The 20,987-nt window shown below is 72.7% G+C and carries 14 protein-coding genes and 1 pseudogene; 1 reads left to right on the top strand and 14 read right to left on the bottom strand.

The window, feature by feature from the left end; translation table 11 throughout:
• Positions 1-200 precede the first annotated feature (200 nt).
• From tmk to bldG, 8 genes are all read right to left on the bottom strand, one after another.
• Complete coding sequence (tmk, locus tag OHB56_RS23460; protein ID WP_406355482.1) at positions 201-3,494, bottom strand: dTMP kinase; 3,294 nt, start codon at positions 3,492-3,494, stop codon at positions 201-203.
• A 249-nt stretch (positions 3,495-3,743) separates the two neighbouring features.
• Complete coding sequence (gene topA / locus OHB56_RS23455) at positions 3,744-6,725, bottom strand: type I DNA topoisomerase (protein ID WP_326754008.1); 2,982 nt, start codon at positions 6,723-6,725, stop codon at positions 3,744-3,746.
• A gap of 256 nt (positions 6,726-6,981) precedes the next feature.
• The gene (locus tag OHB56_RS23450) at positions 6,982-7,179 is read right to left on the bottom strand and encodes a hypothetical protein (protein WP_326754007.1); all 198 of its coding nucleotides are present in this window, start codon (positions 7,177-7,179) and stop codon (positions 6,982-6,984) included.
• 382 nt (positions 7,180-7,561) lie between these two features.
• Entirely contained in the window at positions 7,562-9,091 is a 1,530-nt protein-coding gene (locus tag OHB56_RS23445; RefSeq protein WP_406355480.1) for a methyltransferase, read from the bottom strand.
• Between the two features lie 151 nt (positions 9,092-9,242).
• Positions 9,243-9,836, bottom strand: coding sequence for a small secreted protein (locus tag OHB56_RS23440; protein ID WP_326754005.1), 594 nt, complete (start codon positions 9,834-9,836; stop codon positions 9,243-9,245).
• Between the two features lie 195 nt (positions 9,837-10,031).
• Complete coding sequence (locus OHB56_RS23435; protein WP_326754004.1) at positions 10,032-12,437, bottom strand: sodium-translocating pyrophosphatase; 2,406 nt, start codon at positions 12,435-12,437, stop codon at positions 10,032-10,034.
• Positions 12,438-12,973: 536 nt separating this feature from the next.
• Positions 12,974-13,399, bottom strand: coding sequence for an ATP-binding protein (locus tag OHB56_RS23430; RefSeq protein WP_055595623.1), 426 nt, complete (start codon positions 13,397-13,399; stop codon positions 12,974-12,976).
• A gap of 113 nt (positions 13,400-13,512) precedes the next feature.
• Entirely contained in the window at positions 13,513-13,854 is a 342-nt protein-coding gene (bldG, locus tag OHB56_RS23425; protein WP_003991900.1) for an anti-sigma factor antagonist BldG, read from the bottom strand.
• A gap of 79 nt (positions 13,855-13,933) precedes the next feature.
• On the opposite strand from bldG, the gene OHB56_RS23420 reads away from it, so the two are divergent.
• Positions 13,934-16,468, top strand: a complete 2,535-nt coding sequence (locus OHB56_RS23420; protein ID WP_406355477.1) for a DEAD/DEAH box helicase — start codon at positions 13,934-13,936, stop codon at positions 16,466-16,468.
• Between the two features lie 80 nt (positions 16,469-16,548).
• Here OHB56_RS23420 and OHB56_RS23415 read toward each other — a convergent pair.
• From OHB56_RS23415 to OHB56_RS23390, 6 genes and pseudogenes are all read right to left on the bottom strand, one after another.
• Positions 16,549-16,845: pseudogene (locus tag OHB56_RS23415) on the bottom strand (Rv3654c family TadE-like protein); the annotation flags it as partial.
• 251 nt (positions 16,846-17,096) lie between these two features.
• Positions 17,097-17,462: a TadE family type IV pilus minor pilin gene (locus OHB56_RS23410; RefSeq protein ID WP_406355475.1), complete on the bottom strand. Its 366-nt coding sequence runs from the start codon at positions 17,460-17,462 to the stop codon at positions 17,097-17,099.
• Positions 17,449-17,658: a DUF4244 domain-containing protein gene (locus OHB56_RS23405; RefSeq protein ID WP_326754001.1), complete on the bottom strand. Its 210-nt coding sequence runs from the start codon at positions 17,656-17,658 to the stop codon at positions 17,449-17,451. Before OHB56_RS23405 ends, OHB56_RS23410 begins: the two co-directional genes overlap by 14 nt.
• 101 nt (positions 17,659-17,759) lie before the next feature.
• Entirely contained in the window at positions 17,760-18,548 is a 789-nt protein-coding gene (locus OHB56_RS23400) for a type II secretion system F family protein (protein ID WP_406355473.1), read from the bottom strand.
• Positions 18,545-19,402 carry a type II secretion system F family protein gene (locus OHB56_RS23395; RefSeq protein ID WP_406359200.1) on the bottom strand — a complete coding sequence of 286 codons (858 nt, stop codon included), beginning with the start codon at positions 19,400-19,402 and terminating at the stop codon, positions 18,545-18,547. The genes OHB56_RS23400 and OHB56_RS23395 overlap by 4 nt, the downstream gene beginning before the upstream one ends.
• Positions 19,403-19,569: 167 nt before the next feature.
• Positions 19,570-20,772, bottom strand: coding sequence for a TadA family conjugal transfer-associated ATPase (locus OHB56_RS23390; RefSeq protein ID WP_406355472.1), 1,203 nt, complete (start codon positions 20,770-20,772; stop codon positions 19,570-19,572).
• Between the last annotated feature and the right edge of the window lie 215 nt (positions 20,773-20,987).

The raw sequence follows: 20,987 nt of genomic DNA, 5'->3' as shown, positions 1-20,987 counted from the left end.
CCACTCATTGTCCACCGGCCGATTCCACCGCCGGATCCACTGTCCGGATCCGGGCAGTGGAGGCACTGCCCGAAACCATTGTGGGGGTGACCACCGACAGTCCCGGACCGGTGGCGGGACCGGCCCGGGGAACGGCGCTGGGCGGGGGCCGTCGTTCCGCCCCCGCCCGGCATCGGCACCTCGGTGGGCCGCCGCTCGTGTCAGCGGCGCCGTCCCTTGCCCTTGCCCCGGCCGCCCTCGTCGGGTTCACCCGGTTCACCCGGTTCACCCGGTTCACCCGGTTCACCCGGTTCACTGTCGCGCTGGCCCAGCAGTTCGTCCGCCAGGGTCGGCAGGTCGTCCAGCGGGGTCTCCTCGGCCCAGTCCGAGCGCTGCCTGCGCCGGTCCGGCAGGTTCTCGAGGTCGACCCGGGGCAGCTCGCGCGTGCTGGCCACCTCGTCCTCGTCCTGGGTGATCGCGGGGAGCACCGCCGTCTCCTCCGTGGCGCTCGGCGGCGGCACGGCCGGCAGCACCTCGGTCTCGTCGGCCGCCCCCGGCGCGACCGACACCTGCGGCAGCTCGGTCGTCGCCTCGGCCTCGGACGGCTGGGAGGACCTGACCCAGCCGGACCGTCCCTCGCTCCCGCCCCACGCGGAGTCACGCCCGCCCTTGCGGAACCGGCCCGAGGACTCGCCGGAGCCCGGCCCGTCCTCTCCCGCCGCGTCGCCCGTCACCTTGGGCAGCACCGCCGTCTCGTCCGCCGGGGCCGACCCGCTCGGCACATCCGGACCACCGGACGCATCCGTACCGTCGGACGCGCCCGACCTTCGCGAGGCGTCCGACCTGCTCGGCGCATCCGCACCACGCGCCGCGTCGGCCCAGTTCACCGGGGAGGGCCCCGCCTCCGCCGCGGCCGCGGCCCGCTCCGCGAGGCGTCGGGCCTCCTCGGCCCGCCGTAGTGCCTCCTCGGCCTTGCGCTGCTTCTCCAGGCGCAGTGCCTCGGCCTCGGCGCGCAGCCGCTCCGCCTCCTCGGCCTGCTTGCGGCGGCGCTCCTCCTCCGCCTTGCGGCGGGCTTCCGCCTCCGCGCGCGCCTTCTCCTCGGCGAGGAGCCGCTGCCGCTCCTCCTCGGCACGGCGGGCGGCCTCCTCGGCGCGCTGCCGGGCCTCCTCCGCCTGCCGTTCGGCCTCGCGCCGCTGCGCCTCCTCCAGCTCGCGCCGCTTGCGCTCCTCCTCCTCGGCACGCAGCCGTGCCAGCTGTTCCTGGCGCTCGCGCTCCAGGCGCTCCTCCTCGGCCTTGCGCGCCGCTTCCTCCTCCGCCTTGCGGCGGGCCTCCTCGATGGCCTTGCGCCGGGCCTCCTCGATGGCCTTGACCTCGGCCTCGGAGAGCGGCAGCACCTGGTCGAGCCGGTGCCGGATGACGGTACCCACCGCGTCCGGCTCCTGACCGGCGTCGACGACCAGGTACCGGCCGGGGTCGGCCGCGGCCAGCGTGAGGAAACCGGCCCGCACGCGCGCGTGGAACTCGGCGGGCTCCGACTCCAGCCGGTCCGGCGCCTCGGTGAACCGCTCGCGCGCGGTCTCCGGCGCCACGTCGAGGAGCACGGTGAGGTGCGGTACGAGGCCGTCGGTGGCCCAGCGGTTGATGCGGGCGATCTCGGTCGGCGACAGGTCGCGCCCGGCGCCCTGGTAGGCCACCGAGGAGTCGATGTACCGGTCGGAGATGACGACCGCGCCGCGCTCCAGGGCGGGCCGTACGACCGTGTCGATGTGCTCGGCGCGGTCCGCCGCGTACAGCAGGGCCTCCGCGCGGTGGGACAGTCCGGCGCTCGAGACGTCCAGCAGGATCGACCGCAGCCGCTTGCCGACCGGTGTCGCCCCCGGCTCACGCGTGAGCACGACCTCGTGGCCCTTGCCCCGGATCCACTCGGCGAGCGCCTCGGCCTGGGTGGACTTCCCGGCCCCGTCGCCGCCTTCCAGGGCGATGAAGAAGCCGTCGCCCGCCACTGCGGGCTCGGGGTCGTCGCCGCCGAGCAGCGCGTCCCGGAGGTCGTGGCGCAGCGGCACCCCGGAACGGTCGTCGACCTTGGCCAGGACAAGCGCGGCCACCGGCAGCAGCAGTGCCCCCACCAGCATCAGCGTGAACGCGGCGCCGTCGTGCGCGAAGACGAACCGGCCGCTCTCCAGCCGGTGCGGTCCGATGCCCGCGGCCACCAGCGGGGCGATCACCACGCCGAGTGCCACGAAGAGGCGGACGACCGCGTGCAGGTGCTCCGTCGTGCGCGCCCGCCGCTGGTCCTCGGTCTCCTGGTCGAGCAGGGTGTGCCCGGTGTTGGCCGCCGTGCCCGCGCCGACACCGGCCAGCGCGGCGAGCAGCAGCACGCTGGTGACGTCCGGTACAAGTCCGGCGGCGAGCAGCGCGACGCCGGTGCAGGCGAGTGCCAGCGCGAGCAGCCGGCGCCGCGACAGCGACGGCAGCAGGGCCGGTGCCGTCCGTATGCCGACGACGACACCGCCGGTCAGCGCGGCCACCAGCAGGCCGTACAGCACGGGCCCGCCGCCCAGGTCCGTGGCGTGCAGCACGAACACCGCGACGGCCGCCGACACCACGGCGGCCACGGACGCGGAGGCGAGCACCAGCAGCGGCACGGCACCGGTGCGGCCCTTGTCGGAGCCGGTGCCGCTCTTCGGGCTGCGCAGCCCCTCCAGCGGCGACCGCGCGCGGGGAGTGCGCGTACCGGGCAGTTCGAGGAACGTCACCATGGACAGCGACGCGGCGAACAGTCCGGCCGCGACGTACGAGGCGAGCGCCGCCTGGTGCTGCTCGAACCAGTCGATGCCCGTGCCCAGCAGGTTGTTGAGGAGTCCCGCGACGACGAGGACGAGGGCCGCGGCCGGCACCGCCACGAAGCCCGTACGCAGCGACAGGCGGCGCAGCGCGTCCATGTGGTCGGGCAGCGGCCGCACCGTCGCGCCCTCCAGGGGCGGGGCGGGCAGCAGCGCGGGCGCCGCGCTCTCGCGGCAGACCGTCCAGAACCGCTCGGCGACCGATGTCACGAAGGCGGTGACGAGGAGCAGGGCGAGCGCGTCGTCGGGCGTCCAGTCGATCCACAGCGGCGCGACGATGAGCAGGACCGCCCGCAGTCCGTCCGCGACGATCATGGTCCAGCGGCGGTCCAGAGGGCCGCCCGGGGAGGTGAGCGAGGTGAGCGGGCCGAGGAGGACGGCGCCGAACAGCAGCGTCGCGAGGATCCGCACCCCGAAAACGGTCGCCACTGCGAACGCCACGCCCCGGTAGCCGCCGCCGAACGATCCTTCGGCGACCGCCGCCTGGAGAGCGAGGAGCACCAGCACCAGGAGGGCGAGGACGTCGCCGACACCGCCTACGAGCTGCGCGCTCCAGAGGCGTTTCAGCTGCGGGCGACGCAGCAGGGCGCGGACCGCGCGCTCGCGGGAGTCCGCGACCAGGGCGTCGTCGGGGGCCGTTTGAGGGGCCGTTGGCGGCTCGGATCGCGTCATGCGTTCAGCCTATCGGCCCGCACCGATACCTCGGGCTTCTGCCCTGACATGCGCACGTCCCGACACCGAAGTGTGGCCGGGGCGTTCGCATTCCGAACCCTCGCGAAGATCCGTACCGGGGGACGGGCAGGTCCTGAGGGTTCCGCGGGAGCTTTGCGGGAGCTTCGCCGGAGTCCCCGGGCCCCGGAGTCCCAGGGGACTCCGGGGCCCCTGGGAACTCCCGCACACTCATCAGGCCCTGAAGAATCCTCAGTCCTCGGCGTCGGTACCGTTCGACGCGGCCGTCGCCTTCTTCGCGGCGGCGGACTTCGTCGCGGTGGCCGTGGACGTGGCCGTGGACGCCGTCGTCTTCCGCGCCGCCGTCGTCTTCGCGGCGCTCGTGGTCTTCTTCGCCGCGGTCTTCTTGGCGGCCGCCGTCTTCTTCGCCGGAGCCTTCTTGGCGGCCGTCTTCTTGGCGGCCGCCGACTTGGCCGGGGCCTTCTTGGCCGTCTTCTTGGCGGGTGCCTTGGCGCGCTTCTCGGCGAGCAGCTCGAACCCGCGCTCCTGGGTGATCGCCTCGACGCTGTCGCCGGAGCGCAGGGTCGCGTTGGTCTCGCCGTCGGTGACGTACGGGCCGAAGCGGCCGTCCTTCACCACGACCGGCTTGCCGCTGACCGGGTCCTCGCCCAGCTCCTTCAGCGGCGGCTTGGCCGCGGCCCGGCCCCGCTGCTTGGGCTGGGCGTAGATCGCCAGCGCCTCCTCCAGCGTGATCGTGAAGAGCTGCTCCTCGGACTGCAGCGACCGCGAGTCGGTGCCCTTCTTCAGGTACGGCCCGTACCGGCCGTTCTGCGCGGTGATCTCCACGCCCTCGGCGTCGGTGCCGACCACGCGCGGCAGCGACATCAGCTTCAGCGCGTCGTCGAGCGTCACCATGTCCAGGGACATCGACTTGAAGAGGGAGGCGGTGCGCGGCTTGACCGCGTTCTTGCCGGTCTTCGGGGTGCCCTCGGGGAGGATCTCCGTGACGTACGGGCCGTAGCGGCCGTCCTTGGCGACGATCGGGTGGCCCGTCGCCGGGTCGGTGCCCAGCTCGAAGTCACCGCTCGGCTTGGCGAGCAGCTCCTCGGCGAACTCCACCGTCAGCTCGTCGGGCGCCAGGTCCTCGGGGACGTCGGCGCGCTGGTGGTTCTCGGAGTCCTTCTCGCCGCGCTCGATGTACGGGCCGTAGCGCCCGACCCGCAGCACGATGCCGTCGCCCACCGGGAACGACGACACCTCGCGCGCGTCGATCGCGCCCAGGTCGGTCACCAGCTCCTTGAGGCCGCCGAGGTGGTCCCCGTCGCCGTTGCCCGCCTCGGCCGCGCCGCTGCCGCTGCCACCGGCGGGGAACTCGCTGTCGGGGGCGCCCTTGCCGAAGTAGAACCGCTTGAGCCACGGCACGGACCGCGCCTCGCCGCGCGCGATGCGGTCGAGGTCGTCCTCCATGCGGGCGGTGAAGTCGTAGTCGACGAGCCGGCCGAAGTGCTTCTCCAGCAGGTTGACGACGGCGAAGGAGAGGAAGGACGGCACGAGGGCCGTGCCCTTCTTGAACACATAGCCGCGGTCGAGGATCGTGCCGATGATCGACGCGTACGTCGACGGGCGGCCGATCTCCCGCTCCTCCAGCTCCTTGACCAGCGACGCCTCGGTGTAGCGGGCCGGGGGCTTGGTGGCGTGGCCGTCGGCCGTGATCTCCTCGGCGGTGAGGGCGTCGCCCTCGGCGACCTGCGGCAGCCGGCGCTCGCGGTCGTCGAGTTCGGCGTTCGGGTCGTCCGCGCCCTCGACGTAGGCCTTCAGGAAGCCGTGGAAGGTGATGGTCTTGCCGGACGCGGTGAACTCGACGTCCCGGCCGTCGGCCGCCGTGCCACCGATCTTCACGGTGACGGAGTTGCCGGTGGCGTCCTTCATCTGGGAGGCGACGGTCCGCTTCCAGATCAGCTCGTAGAGCCGGAACTGGTCGCCGGTCAGGCCGGTTTCGGCAGGGGTGCGGAAGCGGTCGCCGGAGGGGCGGATCGCCTCGTGCGCCTCCTGCGCGTTCTTCACCTTCCCGGCGTAGGTACGCGGCTGCGGCGGCAGGTAGTCGGCGCCGTACAACTGCGTGACCTGGGTGCGGGCCGCGGTGATCGCCGTCTCGCTCAGCGTCGTCGAGTCCGTACGCATATAGGTGATGTAGCCGTTCTCGTACAGCTTCTGCGCGATCTGCATCGTGGCCTTCGCGCCGAAGCCGAGCTTGCGGCTCGACTCCTGCTGCAGCGTCGTCGTACGGAACGGGGCGTACGGCGAGCGGCGGTACGGCTTGGACTCGACGGACCGCACGGAGAACCGGGTGTTCTCCAGGGCGGCGGCCAGGGCGCGGGCGTTCGCCTCGTCGAGCTGGAGGGTGTTCGCGTTCTTCAGCTGTCCCAGGGAGTCGAAGTCGCGGCCCTGCGCGACCCGCCTGCCGTCGACGGTCTGCAGGCGGGCGAGCAGCGAGGACGGATCGGAGGCGCCCTCCCGTCGCCCACCGCCACCCTCAAACGAAGTCGCTTCGCTCCCCTCGAATTCGGCGCGGCCCGTGGAGAAGGTGCCGGTCAGATCCCAGTACTCGGCGGAACGGAACGCGATGCGCTCGCGTTCCCGCTCGACGACGAGCCGGGTGGCGACGGACTGGACACGGCCGGCGGACAGCCGGGGCATGACCTTCTTCCACAGGACCGGCGAGACCTCGTAGCCGTAAAGACGGTCGAGGATGCGGCGGGTCTCCTGGGCGTCGACCAGCTTCTGGTTGAGCTGGCGCGGGTTGGCCACGGCCGCGCGGATCGCGTCCTTGGTGATCTCGTGGAAGACCATCCGCTTGACCGGGATCTTCGGCTTGAGCACTTCCTGCAGGTGCCAGGCGATGGCCTCGCCCTCGCGGTCCTCATCGGTGGCGAGGAAGAGCTCGTCGGATTCCTTCAGCAGGTCCTTGAGCTTCTTGACCTGGGCCCGCTTGTCGGCGTTGACCACATAGATCGGCTGGAAGTCGTGTTCGACGTCCACACCGAGACGGCGGACTTCACCGGTGTACTTCTCGGGCACCTCCGCGGCGCCGTTGGGAAGGTCGCGAATATGTCCGACGCTCGCCTCGACGATGTAGCCAGGGCCGAGATAGCCCTTGATCGTCTTCGCTTTGGCAGGCGACTCGACGATGACGAGTCGGCGGCCGCTCTTCGCGGTCTCGCTGGTCGGGGACAACTTCGCTCTTCTCTCCGGATCGACGCTGGGGCCCCCCGGGCTGTCGTCCCGGGGTCGGGTCTGCACTCACGGTTCGTGACGCTGCGGAGTGTGACGGTACATCCCGCCCCCGTGTCAAACGGGAAAAGCCCGCAACGGCCACTCGAACGGTAACCCGACTTGCACCGTTCCTGCCGCCCGGACTGTCCAGACCCTGCCCGCCCCTATGCGGAGCGCGACCTCTCGCTCACCGGAATCCCCTGTTCGCCCGTGCTGCTCAGAGCCAGGTGAAACACCACGCCCCGACGACGAGGGAGGCAAGCGAGACGAGGCTCGCGACGGTGACCGAGGCGACCTGACTCACACCGTGGGCCACGGGGCGATGCCGGCGGACACTGGTCGCGATCCAGGCCAACAACCCACCTCCGAACAGGCAGAACACCATCCCCGCGAAGATCGCCGGTCCGTTCTCCATGGTCTCCCGTGCCCTTCTTCCCGGCCGCTGATGCCGGGCCCGGGGTGAGGCTGGCACGCGCGAGCGGCGGGAAGGCGAACCGGAAGTGAACGCAGGGGCGACGGGGGCGGGAGCGACGGCGGCCGGCCCTCGGCGAGGTGTCCGAAACAACTCGAAAGTTGGCGAACCCACCACCCTCCCGAGCCCCTGTCACCCCTTCATCGGCCTCCGGACCCACCCGCCCCCGCCGCCTCCCAGGACCCACGCGCCCCACCGGCCTCAGGACTCACACGCCCCACCGGCCTCACCACCGGCCTCAGGACTCACACGCCCCACCGGCCTCACCACCGGCCTCAGGACCCGCGTTCCCCCGGCCGGTCCCAGGACCGACCGGCCCGTCCCGTCACTTCACCGGCTCCAGGAAGCCCTGCTCCACGAGCAGCCGGATCTGGGCCGGTGTGCGGTCGCGCAGCAGGACCGGGTCCTCGCCGAGCAGCTGGGCGATGGCGTCGAGGATGCGGCCCGCGCTCATCGTGCCGTCGCTCACACCCGCGAAGCCGGCGCCGATGGTGTCCACCCGGGTGGCCCGGCGCATGCCGCGGTTCTGGCGCAGCACCACATGCTCCGGGTCCTCCGCGCCGGGCAGCCCGACCTGCTCCTGCACCACCTCGGCGGCCAGCCTGAAGCGCGCTTCGAGCAGTGCCGCGTCGTCGTGCGCACGGAGATGGTCGAGCCGCTCGAAGTGGGCCCGCACCGTGTCCCCGAGCGGCTGCTCGACCGGATGCGACCATTCCTCCACCGTGATCGACGGCCGGTCGCTGCCCGACCTGCGCAGCGTGATCCAGCCGAAGCCGACCGCCTTCACGCCGCGCGCCTCGAACTCGTCCAGCCAGGCGTCGTACCGCGCCCGGTACTCGGCCGTGTCACCGCGGTGGTCTCCGGCGTCCCGCAGCCACAGCTCGGTGTACTGGGTGACGTCCTGCACCTCGCGCTGCACGATCCAGGCGTCGCACCCACGGGGCACCCACGACCTGAGTCTGTCCTGCCAGTCCTCCCCCTCGACGTGCTGCCAGTTGGCGAGGAACTGCGCGAACCCGCCGTCGCCGAGCCGTTCCCCCGCCTCCTGAACGAGCGTGCGGCACAGATCGTCCCCGCCCATTCCGCCGTCGCGGTAGGTGAGCCGCGCGCCCGGCGAGATCACGAAGGGCGGGTTGGACACGATCAGGTCGTACTTCTCGTCCGCGCGGACCGGCGCGAACAGCGATCCCTCCCGCAGGTCGGCGGCCGGGGCCCCGGAGAGGGCCAGGGTGAGCGCGGTGATGCGCAGCGCGCGCGGGTTGACGTCGGTGGCCGTCACGCGCGTGGCGTGCCGGGTGGCGTGCAGCGCCTGGATGCCGGAGCCGGTGCCGAGGTCGAGCGCGGAGGCGACGGGCGTGCGGACGGTGATGCCGGCCAGGGTCGTGGACGCCCCGCCGACGCCGAGGACGACGCCCTCGTGCGCGCTGCCGATGCCGCTCGCGCCGCCGACCGCGCACCCGAGGTCGGACACGATGAACCAGTCCTCGTCCGCGAGCCCGCCGTACGGCCGTACGTCCACGGTCGCGACGACGTCGCCCGCGCCGGCGCGCGTCAGCCACCCGTCCTCCAGACAGGCGTCGACGGGCAGCACGGCCGCCACGCGCGCGTGCGGCACGGGTTGCTGCAACAGGAACAGTCGTACGAGGGTTTCCAGCGGGGTGTCCCCGCGCGTGGCCCGGAAGGCGGGCACGGTCTCGCTGCGGGCCAGCGCCGCGTACGCGGGGGCGCCGAGCAGTTCGAGCAGTCCGTCAGCGGTGAAGGAGGCCCCGAGCAGCGCGTCCCGGAGACGGGCGGCGGTGTCGGGACGGTCGGACGAGGGCAGGGGCGGCAGGCCGGGGTTACTCACACCCTCCATTGTGGCCGCCGCCCTCACCCCGCGCGTGCCGTGACCGCCGGGGCGGTCACGGCGGTCACGGCGGTGGCGGCCGCCGTGACCGCAGCGACTGCCGCGGCGGCTCCGGGGGCGCGGGGTGAGGGCGGCTGTGCGCTGTCGTGTTGTCGCGCCGTCAGCCCGTCGTGGCCTGCCCCGAACCGGTGGCCGTCTTGCAACTGGCCTGCCGGGCCATCGCCTCGCCGACCTCGCCCTCCTCCAGCGTCTTGAGGGCGTCGTTGCCGCTCTTGCTGAGCTTGTCCAGCTCGGTGGCGATGTCCTTCAGGCCGTCGGCGAACTTCGCCTGGTCGTCCGTGTCGAGTCCGTCGACCTGCTTCTTCAGGGAGGCGTACGACGCGGAGATGCTGTTGAGCTCCTTGACCGCGTCCGTCTGCTTCTTCTCGCCGTTCTCCACGTCCGGCGCCCCCGCCTTGGTCACGGCCGCACCGATCGCCTTGTAGGCGTCGGACATGTCCTGGAAGGCTTTGGAGTCGGTCTTCTGGACCTCTTCCGGGGTGCTGTTGTCCGAGGTCTCCTTCTGGATCGCGGCGTTGGCGGACTGGATCTTCTTCGCCTGCGGCTGCACCGCGCCGCAGACCTGGTCCGCCCAGGAGTTCAGCTTCTCGTTGTTGTCGTCACCGCCGCCGCATCCCGTCAGCGCCAGTACCAGTACCGCGCCGCCGGACAGCGCGGCCGCGAGCTTCTTGTTCACCGGATCGGCCCCTTCCATGGCTCCCGGCCCCGGAACATACACGGCAGATGCGCGACATCTCCTCGTCGAACGTCCATTAAGATCACGTTTAGAGCCATTTGCACCATCGAGAGAAGGCTCACGGCGGGGGCGCGCAGCGCACAGCGCGGGCGGGCGACGCGTCGTCAACACGCGCCGTCCGCCCGCACCTTGTGCTGTCCTCGGTGGCCGGTCCTACGACACCACCGCCGGATCGGCCGTTCTGGAATCCGGTTCGGCATCGCCTGCGTCACCCATGGCGATCCCGCGCCGTTTGGACACGTACACCGAGCCGACGATCACCGCCAGCGCGAGAACCGCGATCAGCACCCGCACGCCGACGTTCTTGTCCGCGCCGTAGGAGAACTGGATGACCGCGGGCGCGATGAGCAGCGCCACCAGGTTCATCACCTTCAGCAGCGGGTTGATGGCCGGCCCCGCGGTGTCCTTGAAGGGGTCGCCGACGGTGTCGCCGATGATGGTCGCCTCGTGGGCCTCGCTGCCCTTGCCCCCGTGGTGGCCGTCCTCGACGAGTTTCTTGGCGTTGTCCCACGCGCCACCGGAGTTGGCGAGGAACACCGCCATGAGCGTGCCCGTGCCGATCGCGCCCGCCAGGAAGGCGCCGAGCGCCCCGACGCCGAGCGTGAACCCGATGAAGATGGGGGCCATCACGGCCAGCAGACCGGGCGTGGCGAGTTCGCGCAGGGCGTCCTTGGTGCAGATGTCGACGACCTTGCCGTACTCCGGCTTCTCGCTGTAGTCCATGATCCCGGGCTTCTCGCGGAACTGCCGCCGCACCTCGAAGACCACCGCACCCGCCGAACGCGACACCGCGTTGATCGCCAGCCCCGAGAAGAGGAAGACGACCGCCGCGCCCGCGATGAGTCCGACGAGGTTGTTGGGCTGCGAGATGTCCATCATCAGGCTCAACGGCGCGCCCTCACCGCTGAGCCGTTCGCCCACGTCCCGCGCGCCGGTGGTGATGGCGTCACGGTACGAGCCGAACAGGGCCGCCGCCGCGAGGACCGCCGTGGCGATGGCGATGCCCTTGGTGATGGCCTTGGTGGTGTTGCCGACGGCGTCCAGGTCGGTGAGCACCTGGGCGCCGGCGCCCTCGACGTCGCCGGACATCTCGGCGATGCCCTGAGCGTTGTCGGAGACCGGCCCGAAGGTGTCCATCGCGACGATCACACCGACCGTGGTGAGCAGGCCGGTGCCGGCCAGCGCCACCGCGAACAGCGCCAGCATGATCGACGTGCCGCCGAGCAGGAACGCCCCGTACACACCGAGGCCGATCAGCAGGGCGGTGTAGACGGCCGATTCGAGCCCCAGGGAGACCCCGGCGAGGACGACGGTGGCCGGGCCGGTGAGCGAGGTCTTCCCGATGTCCCTGACGGGACGCCGGGTGGTCTCGGTGAAGTAGCCGGTGAGCTGCTGGATCAGGGCGGCGAGCACGATGCCGATGGCCACCGCGACGAGCGCGAGGATCCTCGGATCGCCGTCCTTGCCCTGGATCGCCGCGTCGGTGACGCCGTCGAGGCCGGCGTACGACGACGGCAGATAGCTGTACACGGCGATCGCGACCAGGACGAGTGAGATCACCGCGGAGATGAAGAACCCGCGGTTGATCGCGCTCATGCCGCTGCGGTCGGCGCGTCTGGGGGCCACCGCGAAGATGCCGACCATCGCGGTGAGGACGCCGATCGCGGGCACGAGCAGCGGGAAGGCCAGTCCGGCGTCGCCGAACGCGGCCGAGCCCAGGATCAGCGCGGCCACCAGCGTCACGGCGTACGACTCGAACAGGTCGGCCGCCATGCCCGCGCAGTCGCCGACGTTGTCGCCCACGTTGTCGGCGATGGTCGCGGCATTGCGCGGATCGTCCTCCGGAATGCCCTTCTCGACCTTGCCGACCAGGTCGGCGCCGACGTCGGCGGCCTTGGTGAAGATGCCGCCGCCCACCCGCATGAACATCGCGATCAGCGCGGCCCCCAGCCCGAAGCCCTCGAGCACCTTCGGCGCGTCGGCCGCGTACACGAGCACCACGCAGGCGGCGCCCAGCAGGCCGAGCCCGACGGTGAACATGCCGACCACGCCGCCCGTGCGAAAAGCGATCTTCATCGCTTTGTGCGAGACGGCGGTGAGATCCTTTTCCGGCTCTCCGAGAGCCGGTGTGGCCTCGCGGGCCGCCGCGGCGACTCGCACATTGCTGCGGACGGCGAGCCACATGCCGATATATCCGGTGGCCGCCGAGAACGCCGCTCCGATCAAGAAGAACACCGATCGTCCGGCACGCTGATTCCAGTCGTCCGCGGGCAGCAGCAGGAGCAGGAAGAACACGACGGCGGCGAATACACCGAGCGTGCGCAGCTGGCGGGCCAGATAGGCGTTCGCGCCCTCCTGGACCGCCGCGGCGATCTCCTTCATTTTGTCGGTGCCCTCGCCGGCCGCGAGGACCTGGCGCACCAGGACCCCCGCGACGGCCAGTGCCGCCAGCGCTACGACCCCGATGACCACCACGAGCACGCGGTTGTCGTCGGTCAGCACGGCAGCCGCGAGGGAGATGGGTTGGCTCGGCTGATGTGAGAGGGAAAGCCCCGCCATTCGTCCTCCTTGACGCTTGGGCTGAGCTCAAGATGTGGACGGGATTGTAGGTACCAGGAACCTGATCAAAACAGAGTGCGTTAAATGTAAATCGCCGCACATGCTCTTCGCGCAATGATCGCCGGACGGCCCGGCAACCGAAATCTGTAATACCACTGGGGCATTCGACGGATCATTCACCTGATCAGGCGAATGATCCTTTCGGTGATCACGCAAAAACCTCTTCGATCACCCGGCTGATCGTGAATCAATTCACGCGGTGAACGGTACTGCGGACCGCTCGCACCGGGACTGCTCCCACAGGGGCCGCTCGGCGGGGACGGCCGGCACAGGGCCCACTGTAGGCGCGGGCGATGACACCCGCACATGCCGAAGGGCCCCACGGGTGGGGCCCTTCGACACGGGTCGCTGTTCGGGTGAAGCGAGCGAATCAGGTGATTCGGCGCAGTCGGGTGAGACAGGTGCGATCGGACGGGACCGGCGCAGTCGGGTGAGCCGAATACGTCCGGTCGGCCGAGTCGGTCGAGTCAGCCGGGTCAGACGGGGAAGGTGGCCGGCGGCGTGGTGGACCACCTCATGCGGATCGATCCGCCGTGCTCCCCGGCACTGACCTCGACATCGTCGACGAGCCCGCTGATGACCGCGAGGCCCATCTCGTCCTCCTCGATCTCGGCCCCGGTGGCCCCGGGCGTGTGCCCGCCGGGAGTCGTGTGGGGCGCCTCGTCACCGACCTCGATGGAGAACTGCTTCTCCTCCTCGATCAGCAGCACCTTCACAGGGGCCGAGATTCCTCCGTTCTGGTGCAGTCCGACGGCACGGGTGCACGCCTCACCGACGGCGAGCCGGACCTCGTCGAGGACGGCCTCGTCCACTCCGGCCCTGCGCGCCACCGCCGCCGCCACCAGTCGGGCGGTCCTGACATGCTCGGGCAGCGCGCTGAAGCGGAGCTCAACGGTGGCCATGCATCCCCCTCGCAAACTTCGGGCGTGCTGTGGGGGAGGCACCGGGCCGCCGAAGAGCCCGGTCCTCCTCGTACTTCACTGCTCTCCCGGGCACGGACGCCCGGGACCGGTGATCAGTCGGTGGCCGCCACCGCTTCCTCGACCGAGGTGTGAATCGGGAACACCTTGGTGAGGCCGGTGATACGGAAGATCTTGAGAATGCGCTCCTGGTTGCAGACCAGGCGCAACGAGCCCTCATGGGCACGCACACGCTTCAGGCCGCCGACCAGCACGCCGAGTCCGGTTGAATCGAGGAAATCCACACCCTCCATGTCGACGACAAGGTGGAAACTGCCGTCATTCACCAGCTCGACCAGCTGCTCGCGCAGCTTGGGCGCGGTATATACGTCGATTTCGCCACCGACCCTGACGATCGTGCGATCGCCCATGGTCTCGGTCGACAGGGACAGGTCCACGGATCCTCCAGCACCTAGCTATCGAGCGGTCGCCCTTGGGGCATCTCGGCTCAGCCCCCGGGACGGTTCGCCAGCCGCGATGGCATTCAATCACTTACCGGCAGGCGTGCACGACGCCTTGGCCCCATTGTCCGTCATGCCGGTGACACACTCGGTGCCGATGGCCAAGAATCTCCGACCCGATCGGTCCCCGACGGACAGCGCTCCCCGGCCCTCGCCGGGAGCGCTCCTCGACCGGCTCGCCGCCGGACCGAGCAGGGCTTCGCGCGTTACTCATACGGAGCACCTGCCCCCGCGCGCGGGTCGCCATGCCGTCTGGCCGGACCGGATCCGGGCGGAAGTGGTCGCCGCCGTGCAGGCCGCGGGCATCGACCATCCGTGGGCCCACCAGGCACGCGCCGCCGAACACGCCCTGGACGGCGAGTCGGTCGTGGTCGCCACCGGTACCGCCTCCGGCAAGTCCCTGGCGTATCTCACGCCGGTCCTGTCGGCGCTCCTCGACGGCTCCGAGGCCCCGAACGGCCGCGGCGCGACCGCCCTCTACCTGGCTCCCACGAAGGCCCTGGCGGCCGACCAGTGCCGTGCTGTGAAGGAACTTTCACAACCTCTGGGCCATTCGGTGCGCGCGGCGGTCCACGACGGCGACACTCCGTTCGAGGAACGCGAGTGGATTCGCCAGTACGCCAACTACGTCCTGACCAACCCGGACATGCTGCACCGGAGCGTCCTCCCGTCCCACGCCCGCTGGTCCTCCTTCCTGAAGTCGCTGAAGTACGTCGTCGTCGACGAGTGCCACACCTACCGGGGCGTCTTCGGCTCGCACGTCGCCCAGGTGCTGCGCCGGCTGCGCCGCCTCTGCGCCCGCTACGGCGCCTCGCCCGTGTTCCTGCTCGCCTCCGCGACCGCCGCCGAGCCCGCGGTCGCCGCCCGCCGCCTCACCGGCCTGCCGGTGGTCGAGGTCGCCGACGACGCCTCGCCTCGCGGCGAACTGGTGTTCGCTCTCTGGGAGCCTCCGCTGACCGAGCTGCACGGCGAGAAGGGCGCACCCGTCCGCCGTACCGCCACCGCCGAGGCCGCCGACCTGCTGACCGACCTCACCGTGCAGGGCGTCCGCTCGGTCGTCTTCGTACGCTCCCGGCGCGGCGCCGAGCTGATCTCGGTGATCGCCCAGGAACGCCTGGCCGAGGTCGACCGCTCGCTGGCCCGGCGGGTGGCGGCCTACCGGGGCGGCTATCTCCCCGAGGAGCGCCGCGCCCTCGAAGGTGCCCTGCACTCCGGCGAGCTCCTCGGACTCGCCGCGACGAACGCCCTGGAACTCGGCGTGGACGTCTCCGGCCTGGACGCCGTGGTGATCGCCGGCTACCCGGGCACCAGGGCGTCCCTGTGGCAGCAGGCGGGCCGTGCGGGACGGTCGGGGCAGGGCGCCCTCGCCGTCATGGTCGCCCGCGACGACCCCCTGGACACCTTCCTCGTCCACCACCCCGAGGCCCTGTTCGACCGGCCCGTGGAATCCACCGTCCTCGATCCCGACAACCCCTATGTGCTCGCCCCGCACCTGTGCGCGGCGGCCGAGGAGCTGCCGCTGACGGACGAGGACCTGGGGCTGTTCGGCCCGGCCGCCGCGGAGCTCCTGCCGCAGCTGGAGGCCGCGAAGCTGCTCCGCCGCCGGACGAGGGCCTGGCACTGGACCCGGCGGGAACGGGCCGCCGACCTGACCGACATCCGCGGGGAGGGCGGCCGTCCCGTCCAGGTCGTCGAGGACGGTACGGGACGGCTGCTCGGCACGGTGGACGCCGGCGCCGCGCACACGACCGTCCACGAGGGCGCGGTCCATCTGCACCAGGGCCGTACGTATCTCGTCCGCTCCCTCGACCTGGAGGATTCCGTCGCCCTGGTCGAACAGGCCGCCCCGGCCTACACGACGGTCGCCCGCGACACGACGTCGGTCTCCGTGCTGGAGACGGACACCGAGATCCCGTGGGGCGACGGCCGCCTGTGCTACGGCTCCGTGGAGGTCACCAACCAAGTGGTCTCCTTCCTGCGTCGACGTGTCATCACCGGCGAGGTGCTGGGCGAGACGAAACTCGACCTGCCGCCCCGTACGCTGCGCACCCGCGCGGTGTGGTGGACGGTCACCGAGGACCAGCTGGACCGGGCCCGGATCAACCCGGAGATCCTCGGCGGCGCCCTGCACGCCGCCGAGCACGCGTCGATCGGCATGCTGCCCCTCTTCGCGACCTGCGACCGCTGGGACATCGGCGGGGTCTCCGTGCCCCTGCACCCCGACACCCTGCTGCCCACCGTCTTCGTCTACGACGGTCATCCGGGCGGGGCCGGCTTCGCGGAGCGCGCCTTCCACACCGCCGGCGACTGGCTCACCGCCACCCGGCAGGCCATCGCCTCCTGCGAGTGCGAGGCCGGTTGCCCGTCCTGCATCCAGTCCCCCAAGTGCGGAAACGGCAACGAACCGCTACACAAACGAGGTGCGGTACGGCTTCTCGCGGTGCTGCTGGAGGGTGCGCCGACGAAGGAGAGCGAGACGGAGGCGGAGGCGGACGGGACGGACCCGACGGGCCGAACGGGCGACAGGGCGGCGGAGGCCGGCCAGGGGTGAGCGGTGGTCGGCGGGCCGGCCGGTCCCGCCCGCGCTCTGACCTCCGCCTCGAACGGTCCTCGTCCCGCGGCCACCGACACGTCCGAGACCTCGCCCGCGACCGTGCACCGCACCAGGCGCGTGCCCTGCGCCCCGGCCACCCGGCCGGCCCGCGCACAGGCCTCCGTCGTACCGTCCATCCACCGGTCCGCCGCCGCCAGCGCGGCGAGGTCCGCACCGCCGGCCGCCCGGTGCCGGACCACGACGGCCTGCCCCAGGGTGAGGACGACGCCGAAGACGACACACAGCACGGCGATGGCCCCGACACTCCAGACGGTCGCGGAGCCCCGGTCGGGGCCTTGCCCGGAGTACCGGTGCCGGCCTGGCCACCGGGCCATGTCCCGGCCACCGTCCCGGTGTCGGCCGCTGTCCCGGCGGAGGCCGCTGTCCCGGCGGAGGCCGCTGTCCCGGCGGAGGCCGTACCCGGGTACGGCCTCCTGACCGGCCGGTGCGGCGCGCACCCCGTCGCACTCCCCGCGGGCATGGCGCTCGGGCCCCCGGTCCGGCGGACCGGCCCCACGTCCGCCCTCATGCCCTCGGCCGCGCGCCCGGCCGCTCCGCCGTTCCCGCCGGTCGCGGGTCCCGTGCTTCACGTGTCCGCCCCCACCGTCTCCTCCACGGCCGCCACCGCCTCCTCCCGTACCTCGAAGGGCAGCCCGTGCAGGAGCGGGGGCCTGGCCACGACGACCACACGAACCTGCGTCGCCTCCCGGCTCACCGTGACCTCCGCGCCGGACGGCGCCGCCCGGCGGGCCACCTCGACGACCGCACCGGGAGAATCCTGCCGGGCCGCCGCGCGGGCACCGGTGCGGGCCGCGTCCACGCACTGGATCTGCGCCGCCACCACCAACAGCCCCCACACCAGCGCCATCGCGAACATCACCAGCACGGGCAACACCATCGCCGACTCCGCCGTCACGAAGCCGCGGTCCGAGCGCCGTTCACATCCGGCCATCGAGCGCCTGCTCCACGATCTTCGTCAGCGCCGCGTCGACCGGACCGCTCGTGACGACCTTGTAGAGCACGACGGCGAACGCCACCGCCGCCACGATGCCCATGGCGTACTCGGAAGTGACCATTCCGGTGTCCTTCCGTGCCGCGCGCATCCTGCACACCAGGGCGCGCAGCCGCGCCCGCACCACCTGATACATCTCAACCCCCTTGTCGAAAGTTCCTGTTGAAACACCACTCGACATGTCTGTTGTCCGTCCGTTTACCCGTTCGTCCTGCCGCCGCTTTCGGTTCCCGTCCGTCATCGACCACCTCCTCCCAGCACTCCGCCGGCGAGCCCGATCACCACGGGCAGCACGCCGACCGCGACGAAGGCGGGCAGGAAGCACAGACCCACCGGTGCGGTGACCATGACGGCGGCCCGCCGTGCCCGTGCCGTCGCCGCGCGGGCCCACCGCGCGCGGGACTCCACGGCGAGCCGCGCGACGGGCGCGGCCATGGGGAGTCCGGACACGTCGGCCCGTTCCAGCAGCCGGGCCAGGGCCGCGGCTCCCGGCACGGCGGCCAGCCGGCGCCAGGCCGCGCCCGGTTCCCCACCGAGCCGCACCTCCGCCGCACCTCTGGCCAGCGCGTCCCCGACCGGTCCGCCCAGGGCCTCGCCGACCGCCTGCGCGGCGGGTACGGGCCCGGCGCCGGCCGCGATGCAGGCAGCCAGCAGATCGGCTGCGAGAGGGAGTTGCCGCGCCGCGCGGGCCGCGGCACGTTCCCGTTCGTGCGCCCCGGCCGCCGTCTGCCACAGGCGCCACCGCCACAGTCCGGCGGCTCCGGCCAGCCCCACCAGCACTCCGGCGGGACCGCCCACCAGCACCCAGCCCGCGCAGGCCGCTCCCATCGGGGGCAGCCACTCGCGTGCGCCTCTCGGCACCGTGAGGCGTGGCCGGGCCACCGCCTGTTCCACGGCCAGCGTCTCGGCCAGTCGTCGTCGCAGCCGACGCTCGCACCGCGCGTGGCACAGCCACCAGGCCGGCCAGCCGAGCGCCGACGCCGCCCCCACGACGATCCCCAGCCCGTGGAAAACGTCGCCGCTCATGCCGACACCTCCTCGGCACCCCGCATGATCCGCAGCACCCACCACAGCCCCAGCCCTTCCAGGACCCCGCCGGCCGCAAGGCAGCCGAGCCCCGACGGGGTGTGCAGGAGGATGTGCAGGGGGTCGGCCCCGAGGGCCGCGCCGAGCCCCAGCCCCAGGACGGGGAGCCCCGCGAGCATCACCGCGGTGGCGCGGGCGCCGGCCAGCTGGGCGCGCAGGTCGGCACGCCGGTCCCGTTCGGCACGCAGCGCCGCTTCCAGCCGGTCGAGTCCGGCCGCGAGCCCCGCCCCCTGGTCCACGGCGACCCGCCAGCACGCTGCGAGCCCGCGCAGCCCTTCGGCGCCCGGCTGCCGCGCCGCCACCACGAGCCCGTCCGGGACGTCCCCGCCGAACCGCGCGGCCGCCAGCACCGCCGCCCGGGCGTCGCCGAGCCCGCCGGAGTCACGCGCGGCCGGTGACAGTGCCTCACCCGGCTGCCGCCCCGCGCGCACCTCCCCGGCGAGGGCTCCGCACAGCGCGATCACCGCGTCGCCCCTGCGCTCACGGACCCGACGCTCCCCAGCGGCCAGCCGCGCCCGCCGCAGCAGCGGCACCCCGGCCGTGCCCGCGACGAGCGGCAGTACCGAGGCGCCCAGCAGCGCCAGCACCGCCCCGGCGGCCAGGGCCCACCATTCGGCCCGCAGCCGTCCCCTGACGCGTCCCCACGCGCGGATCGCCCGGGGCCCTCCCGGCGGCCCGCTCCCGACCGGCGCCCCACCGGCCAGCAGCAGCCGTGCCCGCCTGGCTCCGGCCCGTCGGCCTGCCAGCAGCCACCCGGCGGCCCCGAGGCACGCCGTGGCCGTCCCCACCGACATTCCGGCAGTCCCGTTCACCCTCGGTCCCCGCTCACCCTCGGTCCCCGCTCACCCTCGGTCCCCTCTCACCGTCTGCCGCCTCCACCGGTTCAACGGCCGCCCGTTCACGGGCCGATCGCCCAAAGGCCGCTCCTCTGCGACCCGGCGGCCTCCCACGAGCCACCCCCTCACAGTCCGCCGCCGTCGCCGGTGCTCCGGAGCAGTTCCCGCAGCCGCTCCCACCCCCGCTCGGGGACGAACGCGTCGGGGCTCCAGCGCAGCGCGGGCACCGTCCGCACCAGTCCCGACGGGTCCCGTTCCAGCACGTGCACCTCAGCGATCCGCCGTCGGCCGGCCCGGTCACGGACGAGGTGCAGCACCACGGACAGGGCGGCCGCCAGCTGGCTGTGCAGCCCGAAGCGGTCGAGCCCGGCCGCCGTGCCGAGCGCTTCCAGCCGGGCGGGTACGTCCGCGGCAGCATTGGCATGGACGGTCCCGGCGCCTTCGTGTCCGGTGTTGAGGGCTGCCAGCAGATGGACCACCTCGGGGCCGCGCACCTCACCCACGACCAGCAGGTCCGGCCGCATCCGCAGTGCCTGGCGCACCAGGTCCTCGAGCGTGACCAGCCCGGCGCCCTCCTGGTTCGCGGGCCGGGTCTCCAGGCGTACGACGTGCGGATGGTCGGGCCGCAGTTCGGCCGATTCCTCGGCGAGAACGATCCGCTCGTCCGGGCCGACCAGTCCCAGCAATGCGCTGAGCAAGGTCGTCTTGCCGGTCCCTGTGCCGCCGCTGACCAGGAAGGACAGCCGCGCGCCGAGCAGCGCGCGCAGGATCCGGTCGCCGCCCGGCGGCACCGTTCCCGCCGCCGTCAGTTCGTCCAGGGTGAAGGCGCGGGGCCGTACGACGCGCAACGACAGGCAGGTGCAGCCGACGGCCACCGGGGGCAGCACGGCGTGCAGCCGTGTCCCGTCGGCCAGCCGCGCGTCGACCCAGGGCCGGGCGTCGTCCAGGCGTCGGCCGGCCACGGCGGCGAGCCGCTGGGCGAGCCTGCGTACGGCCACCGCGTCCGGAAAGGAGACGCCCGTCAGCTCCAGTCCGCCACCCCGGTCCACCCAGACCCGGTCGGGTGCCGACACGAGTACGTCGGTGACCGACCGGTCGGCGAGGAGCGGGTCCAGCGGGCCGCTGCCGATCAGTTCGGACCGCAGTTGCTCCGCGGCGCCCAGTACCTCGGCGGCGCCGAGCACCCGCCCCTGCTCACGCAGGGCCTGCGCCACCCGCGCGGGCGTCGGTTCGGACCCGCTCTCCGCGAGCCACCGCCGTACCCCGTCGAGCAGTCCGGCGGGCATGCCCGGCCCGCCCCCCGACGCCCTCTCCGGCGTACCGGACATCGCTCCCGCCACCGGCACCCCGGCCCCGTGCGCCTGCCCCGCCGCCGCTGCGCTGCGGAAGCCCGCGGCGGCCCCGCGGCCACCCCCGACGCTTCCGGCACCCGCCGGAGCCATGCCCCCGAGCCCCGCCCGAGGCCCCCCGCGCGTCTCCACGGACACCGCGCTCTCCCGGCCGCCCACCGGCATCCCGTGCGGCTCGTACGGCCCGTGCGGCC

Origin of the sequence: Streptomyces sp. NBC_01635 (genome assembly GCF_045209715.1) — a bacterium.
Classification (GTDB): domain Bacteria; phylum Actinomycetota; class Actinomycetes; order Streptomycetales; family Streptomycetaceae; genus Streptomyces; species Streptomyces hirsutus.
This window is presented reverse-complemented; position numbering and strand designations above follow the sequence as displayed.

Bases quoted from the DNA above. Each gene is read 5' to 3' on its own strand.
- OHB56_RS23405 (WP_326754001.1), bottom strand. From the start codon at position 17,658: ATGTATCAGGTGGTGCGGGCGCGGCTGCGCGCCCTGGTGTGCAGGATG.
- OHB56_RS23435 (WP_326754004.1), bottom strand. From the start codon at position 12,437: ATGGCGGGGCTTTCCCTCTCACATCAGCCGAGCCAACCCATCTCCCTC.
- OHB56_RS23410 (WP_406355475.1), bottom strand. From the start codon at position 17,462: ATGGCCGGATGTGAACGGCGCTCGGACCGCGGCTTCGTGACGGCGGAG.
- OHB56_RS23390 (WP_406355472.1), bottom strand. From the start codon at position 20,772: ATGTCCGGTACGCCGGAGAGGGCGTCGGGGGGCGGGCCGGGCATGCCC.
- OHB56_RS23450 (WP_326754007.1), bottom strand. From the start codon at position 7,179: ATGGAGAACGGACCGGCGATCTTCGCGGGGATGGTGTTCTGCCTGTTC.
- OHB56_RS23430 (WP_055595623.1), bottom strand. From the start codon at position 13,399: ATGGCCACCGTTGAGCTCCGCTTCAGCGCGCTGCCCGAGCATGTCAGG.
- OHB56_RS23400 (WP_406355473.1), bottom strand. From the start codon at position 18,548: ATGAGCGGCGACGTTTTCCACGGGCTGGGGATCGTCGTGGGGGCGGCG.
- tmk (WP_406355482.1), bottom strand. From the start codon at position 3,494: ATGACGCGATCCGAGCCGCCAACGGCCCCTCAAACGGCCCCCGACGAC.
- OHB56_RS23395 (WP_406359200.1), bottom strand. From the start codon at position 19,402: ATGTCGGTGGGGACGGCCACGGCGTGCCTCGGGGCCGCCGGGTGGCTG.
- OHB56_RS23440 (WP_326754005.1), bottom strand. From the start codon at position 9,836: ATGGAAGGGGCCGATCCGGTGAACAAGAAGCTCGCGGCCGCGCTGTCC.
- OHB56_RS23420 (WP_406355477.1), top strand. From the start codon at position 13,934: ATGGCATTCAATCACTTACCGGCAGGCGTGCACGACGCCTTGGCCCCA.
- OHB56_RS23445 (WP_406355480.1), bottom strand. From the start codon at position 9,091: ATGGAGGGTGTGAGTAACCCCGGCCTGCCGCCCCTGCCCTCGTCCGAC.